Source organism: Arthrobacter sp., from assembly GCF_031179985.1.
Lineage (GTDB): Bacteria > Actinomycetota > Actinomycetes > Actinomycetales > Micrococcaceae > Arthrobacter.
Genome location: NZ_JAPSHJ010000052.1, coordinates 1,462 through 13,771 on the forward strand (window position 1 = coordinate 1,462; position 12,310 = coordinate 13,771).

13 protein-coding genes are annotated in these 12,310 nt (G+C 65.0%); 7 read left to right on the plus strand and 6 right to left on the minus strand.

Features of this window, described 5'->3' with window-relative positions:
• Positions 1-1,115: class I SAM-dependent methyltransferase (locus tag RIN13_RS17350; protein WP_309108564.1), on the minus strand; the 1,115-nt coding region annotated here is incomplete at its 3' end.
• Positions 1,116-1,325: 210 nt separating this feature from the next.
• Between RIN13_RS17350 and RIN13_RS17355 the strand changes: the two genes are divergently transcribed.
• Together RIN13_RS17355 and RIN13_RS17360 are read left to right on the plus strand one after the other, a co-directional pair.
• A complete protein-coding gene (locus RIN13_RS17355) occupies positions 1,326-2,282 on the plus strand; it encodes a lipid kinase (protein ID WP_309108565.1) in 957 nt (318 codons plus the stop codon).
• Between the two features lie 109 nt (positions 2,283-2,391).
• Positions 2,392-3,417: a DUF808 domain-containing protein gene (locus RIN13_RS17360; RefSeq protein WP_309108566.1), complete on the plus strand. Its 1,026-nt coding sequence runs from the start codon at positions 2,392-2,394 to the stop codon at positions 3,415-3,417.
• A gap of 106 nt (positions 3,418-3,523) precedes the next feature.
• Here RIN13_RS17360 and RIN13_RS17365 read toward each other — a convergent pair whose 3' ends face one another.
• A complete protein-coding gene (locus RIN13_RS17365) occupies positions 3,524-4,303 on the minus strand; it encodes a type 1 glutamine amidotransferase domain-containing protein (RefSeq protein WP_309108567.1) in 780 nt (259 codons plus the stop codon).
• Positions 4,304-4,391: 88 nt separating this feature from the next.
• Positions 4,392-5,288: a diacylglycerol kinase family protein gene (locus RIN13_RS17370; protein WP_309108568.1), complete on the minus strand. Its 897-nt coding sequence runs from the start codon at positions 5,286-5,288 to the stop codon at positions 4,392-4,394.
• 170 nt (positions 5,289-5,458) lie between these two features.
• Between RIN13_RS17370 and RIN13_RS17375 the strand changes: the two genes are divergently transcribed.
• Both RIN13_RS17375 and RIN13_RS17380 read left to right on the plus strand, forming a co-directional pair.
• Positions 5,459-6,697 carry an MFS transporter gene (locus RIN13_RS17375; RefSeq protein ID WP_309108569.1) on the plus strand — a complete coding sequence of 413 codons (1,239 nt, stop codon included), beginning with the start codon at positions 5,459-5,461 and terminating at the stop codon, positions 6,695-6,697.
• A 91-nt stretch (positions 6,698-6,788) separates the two neighbouring features.
• On the plus strand, positions 6,789-7,211 hold the full coding sequence (locus RIN13_RS17380) for a VOC family protein (protein WP_309108588.1): 423 nt from the start codon (positions 6,789-6,791) through the stop codon (positions 7,209-7,211).
• A gap of 79 nt (positions 7,212-7,290) precedes the next feature.
• On the opposite strand, the gene RIN13_RS17385 is transcribed toward RIN13_RS17380, so the two are convergent.
• From RIN13_RS17385 to RIN13_RS17395, 3 genes are read right to left on the minus strand one after another with little or no spacing between them, the layout of a single operon-like run.
• On the minus strand, positions 7,291-8,208 hold the full coding sequence (locus RIN13_RS17385; protein WP_309108570.1) for a sucrase ferredoxin: 918 nt from the start codon (positions 8,206-8,208) through the stop codon (positions 7,291-7,293).
• Between the two features lie 20 nt (positions 8,209-8,228).
• Positions 8,229-9,428: a JmjC domain-containing protein gene (locus RIN13_RS17390; RefSeq protein WP_309108571.1), complete on the minus strand. Its 1,200-nt coding sequence runs from the start codon at positions 9,426-9,428 to the stop codon at positions 8,229-8,231.
• A 3-nt stretch (positions 9,429-9,431) separates the two neighbouring features.
• Positions 9,432-9,704, minus strand: a complete 273-nt coding sequence (locus tag RIN13_RS17395; protein WP_309108572.1) for a hypothetical protein — start codon at positions 9,702-9,704, stop codon at positions 9,432-9,434.
• Between the two features lie 277 nt (positions 9,705-9,981).
• Here RIN13_RS17395 and RIN13_RS17400 point away from each other — a divergent pair, with 277 nt between their 5' ends.
• The 3 genes from RIN13_RS17400 to RIN13_RS17410 form a co-directional block, all read left to right on the plus strand.
• Positions 9,982-10,812 (plus strand): SDR family NAD(P)-dependent oxidoreductase, encoded by an 831-nt coding sequence (locus RIN13_RS17400; RefSeq protein WP_309108573.1) that lies wholly within the window; start codon positions 9,982-9,984, stop codon positions 10,810-10,812.
• A 119-nt stretch (positions 10,813-10,931) separates the two neighbouring features.
• A complete protein-coding gene (locus tag RIN13_RS17405) occupies positions 10,932-11,630 on the plus strand; it encodes a hypothetical protein (RefSeq protein ID WP_309108574.1) in 699 nt (232 codons plus the stop codon).
• A 284-nt stretch (positions 11,631-11,914) separates the two neighbouring features.
• Positions 11,915-12,310: serine hydrolase domain-containing protein (locus RIN13_RS17410; RefSeq protein WP_309108575.1), on the plus strand; the 396-nt coding region annotated here is incomplete at its 3' end.

Here is a 12,310-nt window from a genome sequence, read left to right on the forward strand (position 1 = left end):
GGATGCGTTGGCCTGGTGTCCAGCCGTTCCACCACCTTCAGCCCGGCCGCCGTGATGGCGGCCAGCAGATCGTCACGCGTCCGCAGTCCAAGGTGTTCGGCGAGGTCGGAGAGGACAAGCCAGCCCTCACCGCCCGGCTCAAGATGGTCGGGGAGTTCCTTCAGGAAGCGGAACAGCATCCTGCTCCCGGGGTCGTAGACGGCGTTGTCCAGGCTGGAATGCGGTGTGGCCGGAATCCAGGGCGGGTTGCACACGATGAGCGGTGCCCGCCCGGGCGGGAACATGTCGGTCAGGACGGCCTCAGCACGGTCCTGGACGCCGAGGTTCCGGAAATTCTCAGAGGCGCAGGCGATAGCACGCGGTTCATTGTCCGTCGCCACCACGCGGTGGACGCCACGGCGCGCCAGGACGGCAGCGAGCACACCGGTGCCGGTCCCGACGTCGAACGCCAGCGTGTCAGTGGGCAGCGGGGCGGCGGCCACAAGATCCACATACTCATTCCGTGTGGGAAAGAAGGTGCCGTAGTGCGGGAAGATGCGGTCCTGCAAAGCGTCGACGTAGACGCCATTCCGCCGCCATTCGTAGGCGCCGATGGCGCCCACAAGCTCCTGCAAGGACACCACGGAGGATTCGCCGATGTCACCGTACGCTGCAGCGGCGGCCTCCCGGATGTCCGGTGCGCGGCGCAGCGGCACCACGGGGCCCGGTTCAAGGGGAACCAGCAGCAGGCCGAGAATGCGTGCACGGTGCGAGGCGGACTGGCGGTGCCGGTAGAACTTTTCGGCCGGAGTTCCTGATGTCCTTCCGGCGCCTATCCGCCGGTCCAGGGCGTTGAGAATCTGCCGTGCGTTGTGGAAGTCACCGTGCCAGAGCATCGCGATCCCCTGTGACGCCATCCGGTACGCATCATCGGCCGTGAGGGAGTCGGAGACCACTTCGACGCGCGTCGGCGCGGGCCTGCCGTTCGCCGAACTCCATCGCGCGGTCATGCTGACACCAGCCTCGGCCCAGGTCACGACGGCGGTCTCATCCACCGCAGTTCCACGTGAGGGCTTGGGGACAGACGTCGGGATTCCCAAGGGAGCTGGCGTGTCGGCAGTGATAAAAAGGTCCATTCCAAGGGGCGGTGATCCACGACGTGGAAGGCGACGGGCCCGGATTCCGGACCGTCATCCGGCCGTGAACCGAGTTGGTTGATGGCCGCTGTAGCCATTCAACCTGCATTGTCAGGATACAGGTGGCAGGTCCCGTCCGGGCACCGCATATTTCAGCTCCCGCCCCGTCCTCATACAGAACTCACAGGTCAACGGCCTAACATGGCCCACATGAAGGCTGCCCAGGACGCCCGCTCTGCCGCCGTTGTGATCAACGCCGGATCACGACGAGGGGCGGCCCACGAGCTTGCGGTGGACACGATGAGAAAGGCAGGCGTGCCGGTCTCCGCCGTGCACCATGTGCTGTCCGGGGCAGAGCTGGACGGGACGCTGGATCGAGTGGTTGCGAACGGGCACGACCTGATCGTTGTGGGTGGCGGCGACGGGACTGTGACCTCCGCCGCCGGTCGCATTGCCGGAACCGACGTCATGCTCGGCGTTCTTCCACTGGGCACCGCCAACGACTTCGCCCGCACCCTGGAGATACCGAATAATCTTGCCGAGGCGTGCGCCACCATCGCAGACGGGAAGGTGGTGGACATCGACCTCGGCCGGGCCAACGGCGAGCCATTCCTCAACGTCGCGTCCGTAGGCCTCTCCGTGGCTGTTACCGAAGCCCTCAGCCCCCGTCTGAAGCAGTACATCGGGCCGTTGGCCTACGCCATTGCCACCCTGAGCGCTTATGCCCGGCACAAGGCGTTCCCGTCCCGTCTCGAGTTCCCTGACGGGGACCACGAGCCGCTGGAGTTCGAAAACCTGCTTCAGGTGGCCGTCGGCAACGGCCGGCACTACGGCGGCGGCAACACGGTCTCCCCCACGGCCGGGATCGACGATCACACCCTCGATATCTACGCCATCCTGGCGGGGCCGCTCCGTGAGCACGTAAGTATCGCCCGGCTGCTCAAGGACGGAAGCTTCATCAAACACGACCGGGTGCACCACCTGACCAGCCGACGTGTCCGGCTGGTTACCGAACAGCCCTTGCCGGTGAACCTCGACGGCGAAATCGCAACCTCCACGCCCGCCGACTTCACCATCGAGCGCAACGCCGTCCACGTCGTGGTACCTCAGAGCAGCACCAGCGCGCTGTTCGACGGACCCGGCGCCGGGAACTGGCCGCCCGTTTGAAAGCTTCTATGGCTGCCCGCCGTCGATATACTCCAAATATGCCGATTACACGCCTCCACAGAGGCAACCACACTCAGCCGTCCGCCCTCGAGCAGTACGGGGACGACCTATGAGCGGCGGTCTCGTCGCCCTGCTGGACGACATCGCAGCCCTGGCCCGCATAGCGGCCGCCTCGGTGGACGACGTAGCTGCCGGAGCGGCCAAGGCGGGAGCCAAGGCCGCCGGCGTCGTAATCGATGACGCAGCCGTGACCCCGCAGTACGTGTCCGGGGCGGACCCCTCCCGCGAACTGCCGATGATCAAGCGGATCTTCTGGGGTTCGCTCCGGAACAAACTGCTGATCATCCTGCCGGCCCTGCTGCTCGTCAGCGCCTTCGTGCCCTGGGCCATCCCGTTCATCCTCATGCTGGGCGGCACGTACCTTTGCTACGAGGGTGCCGAGAAGGTCTGGCACAAGCTCCGCGGCCACCACACCGCGGAGGAAGATGCGCCGGCTGTCGAACGCGGCCCGGAGGCCGAGGCCAAGGTCATCAAGGGCGCCATTACCACCGACTTCATCCTGTCCTGCGAGATCATGGTCATCTCGATGAACGAGGTGGCGGGTGATTCCATCTGGTCCAGGGCTGTCATCCTGGTGGTTGTTGCCATCGTGATCACGGTGGCCGTGTACGGTGCCGTTGCGCTCATCGTCAAGATGGACGACATCGGGATGCACCTGGCCGCTAAAGATTCCGCGGGTTCCAAGCGCGCCGGCGAACTGCTGGTCAAGGGGATGCCCGCCGTGCTGACCGCGATAACCTTCGTCGGGACCATCGCCATGCTTTGGGTTGGTGGCCACATCATGCTGCAGGGGGCCTACGACCTTGGCTGGCACGGCCCGTATGACATAGTCCATGTCCTTGAGCACCCCTTCGCCGGGATCCCGGTGGTGGGCGCCTTCCTGGCCTGGCTCGTCAACACCTTGTGCTCGGCCGTCATCGGACTCGCCTGGGGCCTCGTCATCATGGCAATCGTGCATCCGCTGTTGAAAGCGCTGCCGTTCGGCAAAAGGAAGGGCGGGCACGAGGAGGGCGACATCCGCGCCGAACTTGCCGGCTACCGGCCGACGAAACATAACGCCGATCCCGACGCTTAGCTCGTACGGCCGCGGGAAATTCACGCGGGAAACAATGACACCCGGCGACAACGGACGGCCACCCCATCATGGCGGGGTGGCCGTCCGTTTCAGTTAGTTGCAGGTGTTAGTGCTCGGCTTCTGCGGCAGCCTTCTTCTTGGCGTTCTTCTCGGCGTCCTTCCCGGCACGCAGGGCTTCCGCCTCGTGTTGCTCCTCGGCTTTTTCCTGGTGAATGACCTCGGCCAAAAGCTTCTCCATCTCTTTGGCCACGCCAGCGGCTGAGGCGGGGTTCTGGCCGGTCACCAGGCGCTCGTCAACCACCACCTTCTCCTCGAAGACATCAGCGGAGACGTGGGTGGCGCCCTGTTCCACAAGCCGGTCTGCCAAGAAGAACGGGATGACCTTGTCCTTCCCTGCGGCAACCTCTTCATCGTTGGTGAAGGCGGCCACCTTCCTGCCCTCCACGAGGCGAAGCCCGTTGGCCAATTCAACGTTCACCAGCCCGGCCGGTCCGTGGCAGACCGCGCCCACCACACCGCCGGCGTTGTACACGCTGGCCACCAGATTTTGCAGGCCTTCGCTGTCCGGGAAGTCCCACATAGTGCCGTGGCCTCCCACGAGGTAGACGGCGTCGTACTGCTCCGGGTCAACGACGTCGACGCGGGCCGTGTTGTAGAGCCCGGCGCGCGTAGTCTCATCCTCCGTGAAGGCGACCTGGATCGGATCCCCTGAGTCCACTTCGTCGCGCGGGGGCTGGCCGCCCTGGATAGAGGCAAAGTCGACGAAGTGCCCGGAATCCTTGAACACCTTCCAAGGATGGGCAGCCTCGGCCACGTTGTAGCCGGTCTTCTCTCCGGTATCGCCGATCTCGGAAACGCTGGTCAGTACCATGAGGATTTTCTTCATGAAGTGCTCCTTTCGTCCGAGTCCCACCCTACGCGTGCAGCCTTAGGTTCCGGTCCGGGCACCAGGAACGCACCCCTGCGGGAAGCTCTCAGATAGTGGCCAGGGCGCCATTGGCGCTTTCCACCAGAACATGGGTGCCTGCGGGAACGTGTACGACTTCGCCGTCAATCTGGCAAGGAACAGCGTCCCGCGTCGTGAAGGCATAGCTGCTGACGCTGGGTTGATGCCCCAGTCCCAGAGTGACAGCCCGAAGGGTCATCAGCGCCATCTTCCAGCGCCCGGAGTGCGGCAACGTCACCACCTCGAACTGACCGTCGTCGGGGTGGTTGGACTCGCTGACGGTCCCGTACTTCGCCATCTGTGAGATGTTGGCCAGGATCAGACTGTCGAACCGGGCGGTGGCGCCGTCGGCTCTGACGAGCTCAAACGGCTTCAAATGACCGAGGGTCCGGGCGACGGAGAGGAGTTCGAGGATTTTCCCTTTTCCACCCTTTTCGATTCCGATCGCCATCAACGGGGTGAGCCCGAACCCTACATAGGAGTGGGCGTACAGGACCTGCCCCCGATGGGCCCCGCCGAACGTTATACGCAGCAAATCAATGCGATAGGTTCGGCCTTCGCGGATGGCCTCCGTCAACGGTCTCGCGGTCATGCTCCTGTGATGATCATTGGCGTTGCCGGCAGGAAGCACAGTGCACACCGCCCTGCTGACGGGAACGTCCATCACCCCGTTGACCACCTCGTTGTACCCGCCGTCGCCGCTGACCGAGACTATGAGCGGGGCGCCTCCCGCGGCCACGGACCGCGCAAGATCGCGCGCGTGCCCCGCATACTCCGTGGGCAGCAGGTCAATCTGCAGATCCGGCAGATCGCTGGCGAGGTCACGCTGCAAGTCATCAATCCGCGTGGCCATTCCGGCTTTGGCCGGATTGAAGATCAGGACCACGCGGTCAAATGGTGTGGCAAGTGCCCGGTCATCAGTCATGTGCCCATCCTTCCAGTCCCGGTTGCGGTCGAGTCCAGCCTAAACGAGTGTCGATAGTCACTGCCTCTGGACCGGGAGAAGGCGTAAACGTCGGGTAAAATTGAGGGAGGAATTGTTCGGCCAGCAGCCCCGGTTCCCTCCTCTCCCCCTTGAATGGAACCCCTCCCCCCATGTCCTCCGCGATTTCCGCGCCGGCGCCCCAGCGTTTCCCGTTGGCAGCCATGATGGTCCTGGCCACCATCGCCTTCACCGCCATCACCACTGAACTTCTCCCCTCCGGCCTGCTCCCCCAGATCAGCGCCGGCCTGAACGTGTCCGAGCCGGTCGCCGGCTACCTTGCCGCCGCCTACGCCGCCGTCATCGTGGTCACGGTGGTGCCCGCCGCGCGGCTGCTCGGCAGAGTACCGAAGCGGCCCCTGCTCGTGGCGCTCGTCCTGACGTTCGCGCTCAGCAACGCCCTGGTGGGCCTCGCCCCCGACTTCACCGCAGCGATGGGAGCCCGGCTGGTGGGCGGTCTGGCTCACGGACTGCTCTGGACCACCATGGCCCCCTATGTCACCCGGGTGGTCCCGGCCCACAAGGTAGGCAAGGCGCTGGCCATCGTTTTCAGCGGCAACAGCCTGGGCCTGGCCATCGGGGCACCGATCGGCACCGCACTGGGCGGCTTCCTCGGCTGGCGCGCGTCATTCCTGTTCCTCGCCGGCTTCAGTCTGCTGCTCGCCGCCCTGGCCTTCTGGCTGCTGCCCTCCTCCCGCCGCGCCGCCGGCGAGGCCCGCCCCTCGCTGCGCAAGGCCATCGCCCAGCCAGGAGTGAAGCCCATAGCAATCGCGTGGCCGCTGATGATCCTGGCGCACTTCGCGCTCTTCACCTACATCGCCCCGTACACCCGCGATGCCGGCCTGCCCGACTACGCCATCAGCCTGGGCCTCACAGTCCTGGGCGTCTCAGGCCTGCTCGGTATCTGGATCGCGGGCCTCACCGTCGATTCCCATCCACGCCGTTCGCTTCTGATCACGACGGCGGCAGTCGCCGTCTCGATGCTCCTGTTGCCGTTTGTGGGTGGCAGCCTTCCCTTTGCCCTGGTGCTCATGACGGTCTGGGGCGCAGGCCTCGGAGCCATCGGCATCTACAACCAGTCCGCAATCCTCCGGGCCGGCCGGGAAAACAAAGACGCCGCCAACGGCCTCACTGTCCTCACCATCCAGCTGGGCATCACCATCGGCGCCCTCTATGGCTCCGCGGCCCTTCTCATCGCTGGCCCGCTGCTGGTGCCGGCTGCCGCAGCGCTTCCGGTCATCGCCGCCCTGCTCGTCACCTTCGGTGGCAAGACGGCTGCCTATCCGCCGGGCCCGCGTGAGTCTCTCTGGAAGAGGCCACGGCCGGTCGGCGAACCCGGCGGCAGCCGCTAGACAGACGGCCGCTACGGCTGCAGAACCAACGATATGCGCGGGGGATAAGGATCTCCCCATTTTGGGAGCGATGCTTTAGGGTGGTCGCATGATTCATCCCCGACTCGATTTCATCACCCTCGGCGTACGCAATGTGGACGCTTCGCGCAGATTCTACGCTGACGGCCTTGGCTGGCCCATCCACAAGGAGGTTCCCGGCGAAGTGGTGTTTATTCAGGTTAACCACGGCTTGATGCTGTCCCTGTGGGATGCCGGGCAGATGCAGGCCGAGGCGGGCGTGGATGCTCCCGGAGGGGTTCCCTGCTTCATGTTCAGCCACAACGTGGAAAATGCGGAGGACGTAGACCGGGTGTTGTCCGAGGCCGAACTCGCCGGGGCTACCATCGTGGCGCCAGCCAAGACCCAGCCTTGGGGCGGATGCGCCGGCTACTTCGCCGATCCAGATGGCTTCCGCTGGGAGGTGGCCTTCAATCCCACCTGGAAAGTGGACGACGAAGGAAATGTCACCGTCTAAAAACAGTACCGGCCGATCCTGATGTCGAGATATTCGCAAATTACCGGTAGTCCACTTGCGACGAGGATCGACCAGTCCTTCAGCCTGCCGAGATAGAAGTGACCTCGTAGACCAGGGCCGAGCTCATGGCGGTTCCGCGGCAGGTCAGCTGGTGCGGCTGGGCGCGGTGGGCCTGCAGTTCGACGTCGGCACTCGCCGGATGAGGCGGGCGTCCGGTGATGTTGATCCGCCAGCGGTCACCGTCGCGGAAGGTCCCCACGACCACATAGTCATTCCGGCCGGCCGGGCCGAAACGCCTGAGCATGGCCGCGACTGCGGCCTGCTGCGCCGGGAAGAGATCCGTGTAGCCGCGCAAATACTGTGCGTGGATACGGCCGGCCAGGTGCTGTTCGATCGTGGCAACGGATGACTCGGCATCCAGACGGCCGTAATAGACGCCGTCAGGCGCGACAACGACATTGCCTGCGAATCTGTCACCGCCTACGTGCGAGCATTCCCACACCAGCTCCGGCCAGCGCTCACTCAGTGCACGTCCGACAGGCCGTCCCCACACAGCGCAGCATTGGTCACGTTGGCTGTGAGTGCAGACCAGGATGACGGGCGGATGGCCGAGCTCACCGGGAATGCTGAGAGCTGTGGCTATCTCGGCGAGATCCTCATCCTGGCTCCAGGTTCCCCATTGCTGACGATAGGCGCCCGAGTTCTCATGTCGCAGGACGGCCCAATGGCTCCGACCCTCCCGGCGGCGGGGGCCGGGCCGCCTCACCAACAGAATCCGCGCCCGCGCCGCCTTCGCGGCAGCCAGCACGAGCGCTTTGGTCTCGGGCTCGAAATCAAGCCCGTCGAACCCGTTGAGCGGCCACCCTCCCCGGTACTCGATGAGAACCCAGACAACGCCGTGCGACGCCGTGCCGGCAATCGGGTCGCCGCGCAACCGGGCACTCTCAGAGCAGAAGAAGCGCTCCGTGGCCGCCACTGCGGCGGAGTCACTGTTCAAGTCGCTGGTCGAATCACTGTTCAAGGGGAAACGAGGACCCCCGCGCGCAAAAGTCTTTCAACGAGTTCGACGCCGAGATCACCTGCGGTGTGAACCTCCCCGTCGAGGAGGCGCATCACCGATGGCAGATCCGTCTCCGGGAAGTCGAGCCAGCCCACGCGCGTGGTCAGGCGCGAGCCCTCCAGCCCAGCTTCCAGTGCATCGCGAAGCCGGACCACAGACTCGGGGCTGAGGCTCTCGAGGGCCGCGAGCTGTGCCAACGGTCCCAGCGGTGCCGGGCGACCCTGCCCTCGCCGGGTGCGGTGGAACAGCTCAGTGGAATCAGCTTCTCTCAGGGCGGCGGCGAGGCGCTCGCGGACGACGTCGATCTCCGGACCCGGTCCGTCGACGCCCAATGGCAACGTACGGCGCATCTCGGGATCTTCCCCCAGCGCTGCGAGCGCGGCCTGCGCAAGCTGTTCAGCTAATCCGTAGCGGGTCCAGCTGTGGATTCCGAGCGTGAGGTGGATGGAGACCTCGCCCTGCGCCTGGGCGGCATGCAACCAGCCACGCGGCAGGTAGAGGACATCCCCCGGCTCGAGCACCGTGTCGATGCAGGCCTCGCCCTTCGCGGCCTCGGCTACGGCGGAGCGGCGATCGGTCCAGGGTTGATCACGCAGGGGGTCCGGGTGGACGGGCTCGTGGATGATCCAGCGTTTGGTGCCCTCGATCTGCAGAACAAAGACGTCGTGGACGTCATAGTGATCGTCAAACCCGCGGTTCTGAGGCGGCGTGATGTAGGCATTCGCCTGCACCGGATGTCCAAGCTCGGTGCTCAGCCTGCTGCTGAAGTCCGAGACCGGCTCCCATGTTCGGTGCAGGGCCTGGAGCACGAGTGTGGCACCGTCCGCGAATTTGCGCCAAAGGGCGGTGTCATCGAGCTGGTCCGAGATCGTAGCGCCGACGCCCGCAGGAGAGGTGAATGATGAGTCCGGAAATGTAGTGCCTCCCTTCGCGACGCGGAGAAAAGGTGTGCGCAATCCCCGGCGCGAGATCAGTTCGTCGACGGCGTCGGCAGAGAACAGATCCGAGTAGTCGCTGACGCCGCGCGTGAGGAGGGCCGTACGACCCCAGACGTCGCCGGCGAACCTCTCACGGCCAATGCTGATCAGACGTGTCTCCAGGACCCCGGCGCCTTCCACGGCAGCGGGGTCCTGGAAGTCAGTGCGGGCGGTGCTCAAAATTCAGATGCCCCGTTCAGCGGCTCCCCCATCGGCTCCGCCATCAGCTCCTCCATCGGCACCGCCATCAGCTCCACTATCGGCACCGCCGTCGGCACCGCTGTCAGCACCTCCACCGGCTCCGCTGTCAGCACCGCCGTCGGCACCGCCGTCAGCACCGCCGTCAGCTCCGCTATCGGCACCTCCATCAGCTCCGCCGTCGTGCATACCGGGGACACCGGCCGCGCCACCGTCCGCGGGGCCTTCCTGGCTCGGATCCTGCTCTGGACTGGTCATGCTTCCTCCCGAGAATCGAATCGCTAGGATCAGCTCCGTTTACCGGCACCTGATCACCCAACCGGGCGATCCTTCAGCGACACCGCCCGTGATCACACTAACGGCACGGGCCTACTGCGGAACAGTCCCTTGCACCTCTGAAGTCAGAATCTCAGGGGACGCGCCTGGGGCGGCGAGCGCCGTCGTCGTACTCCCTTGTCCCGTTGTATTCCCCTTCACCACGCCCTACCGTGAAACGGTCAGCCAAACTGACCACTCATCACCGCGGGAGCAAACAATGGCGAGACTGACCGGCCGGACCGTGCTGATCACGGGAGCGACCGACGGCTTGGGCTACGCGCTTGCCCACCGGCTGGCCGAGGATGGCGCAGCACTCGTCCTGCACGGCCGGCGGCCCGACGCCCTCAAACAAACCGCCGACGACGTCGGCCGTCACGGCGTCGAGGTATCCACTGCGCTGGCCGACCTGGCCAATCTCGACCAAGTACGCGCCATGGCCGATGAACTAACGGCCGACGGAATCGGCATCGACGTCCTGGTCAATAACGCGGGCGTCGGCGTCGGGCAGCCTGACACCACCACCCGGGCCACCACAGTGGACGGCAACGAGCTGCGGTTCGCCGTGAACTGCCTCGCCCCCGCACTTCTGATGGCCCGGCTCCTCCCGGCCATGCGGCAACGGCCGGGATCGCGGGTTGTGAACGTCGCGTCAGCGGGCCAGCAGCCCATCGATTTCGACGACGTGATGCTCACCCATGGGTACGACGGGACCCGGGCCTACCGCCAAAGCAAGCTCGCGCTCATCACCCTCGGGTTCGTCCTCGCCGAGCGGGTCCCCGCCCATGAGGTGACGATCAACAGCCTCCACCCCGGGACGTACATGCCAACCAAGATGGTGCTGGAATCAGTGGGTCACAGCATCGACAGCCTGGAAACAGGGGTGGACGCCACCGCACAACTTGTCGGCGATCCGAGCCTCTCGGACACAACCGGCGCGTACTTCAACATCACCGAGCCTGCCCGTGCAAACGCCCAGGCCTACGACAACACTGCCCGTCAGCGGCTGATCGAGCTCACCGAAAATCTCATCGGCCAGCCCATCCTCTGAGGCCGTCGTGAGCTCCCCCGAAGGTGCGGGAAGGCCCACACCCATCCCGCTCGCCATGTGCAACGAATCACATGTATCCAGCGGGAAAGCCTCGTTGGCCCCTGACGAAGGAGTCAATTGTGAATCGAAATATGAAGGTGGCCTTCGGGGCTTCCGCCGCCGCACTGGTCGCGGCCGCATCGCTGGGAGCGGGGCCGGTCCTTGCCCAGAATACGAAAGCGTCGGAAAAGACCGTTACCCTCACCGCCGATCTGAAAGAGCTGAACGGCTCCGGTGCGTCCGGCACTGCAACGGCTGTGGTGAGCAACCAAAAAATCAAGCACATCGAGGTGCATGCCCACGGCCTCAGTCCTGATGCCCCGCATGCGCAGCACATCCACTACGGGGAGCAGGCCATGAATGAGTGCCCCACGCTCGCGCTGGATAGCAACGAGGATGGACGCATAAACACCGTGGAGGGCATCCCCGCGTACGGTCCCGTCGTCGTCTCCCTTAACACCAGCGGGGACACCACTCCAGCCAGCTTCCTTGACGTCAGCCGGTTCCCCGTCTCCACAGACGGCAGCTATGACTACAGCCGCGACAACATCGAGTTCACCGATGTTGCAGGCACGGGATACCCCGGCCCCGGAGGGACAGGCACGGCCAAGCAGATCGCCGACTCCATCCGCGCCGGCGAGGGCGTTCTGGTGATCCATGGACTGGACCACGACGGAGACGGCACGTACAACTTCAGTGACCCTGAAGGGGCAAGCGAGCTTGATCCGAACCTGCCGGCAGAGGCGACCGACCCGGCTGCGTGCGGCGTCCTGCGCTAAGTCCTCTACCAAACTGCACCGGCACGAACTCCGGAGCAGAAATTGCTGATGGCTCGTCCCAAAGACGAGCCATCAGCCAACGTGCTGGCAAGACCACAGCCCTGAGGTGCATCTGACCTTGCTGATCAAAATTTCGGCGGGCAGCGCGAGGATAGCAGCGCCGTAGTCCCCGTTTCATTGTTTTCCCGCGGGCGGCGCTTTACCGTGAGGAGACGATCGGCAGAAGTGCGGGTAGAGGCATGCGAACTGTTTCCTGGTCATCGCGGCATCTTCTGTTGTGCCTCGTGTCTGTAGTTCTCGTGGGCGGCGCCAGCGGGGCAGCCGTCGCCGCCGGAACGTCGTCGACGTCCCCTGGACCTGCCGCTAATGAGCAGGGCTACGAAGTGTTGGACCGTTTCCTGCAGGAGCAGATCGACAGTATCGGTATTCCGGGAGTCGCGGTCGTGGTCGTCCAACACGGTGTCCAGGTGCACTCGGCGGCGTTTGGCAACGCTGACTCCGGACGGCCGATGACAGCGCAGACTCCGGTGCTGCTGGCTTCCACCACCAAGTCCCTCACAACCATCGCCGTGATGCAGCAGGTCGAAGCCGGCCGCCTCCAGCTGGACGAACCGGTGCAGACCTACCTGCCCTGGTTCACGCTGAAGGACAGCCGCAGTTCAGAGATCACCGTCCGTCAT

What these genes read in the sequence shown, in the direction of transcription:
- RIN13_RS17400 (WP_309108573.1), top strand. Translation starts at nt 9,982, where the DNA reads ATGGCGAGACTGACCGGCCGGACCGTGCTGATCACGGGAGCGACCGAC.
- RIN13_RS17375 (WP_309108569.1), top strand. Translation starts at nt 5,459, where the DNA reads ATGTCCTCCGCGATTTCCGCGCCGGCGCCCCAGCGTTTCCCGTTGGCA.
- RIN13_RS17365 (WP_309108567.1), bottom strand. Translation starts at nt 4,303, where the DNA reads ATGAAGAAAATCCTCATGGTACTGACCAGCGTTTCCGAGATCGGCGAT.
- RIN13_RS17360 (WP_309108566.1), top strand. Translation starts at nt 2,392, where the DNA reads ATGAGCGGCGGTCTCGTCGCCCTGCTGGACGACATCGCAGCCCTGGCC.
- RIN13_RS17370 (WP_309108568.1), bottom strand. Translation starts at nt 5,288, where the DNA reads ATGACTGATGACCGGGCACTTGCCACACCATTTGACCGCGTGGTCCTG.
- RIN13_RS17395 (WP_309108572.1), bottom strand. Translation starts at nt 9,704, where the DNA reads ATGACCAGTCCAGAGCAGGATCCGAGCCAGGAAGGCCCCGCGGACGGT.
- RIN13_RS17355 (WP_309108565.1), top strand. Translation starts at nt 1,326, where the DNA reads ATGAAGGCTGCCCAGGACGCCCGCTCTGCCGCCGTTGTGATCAACGCC.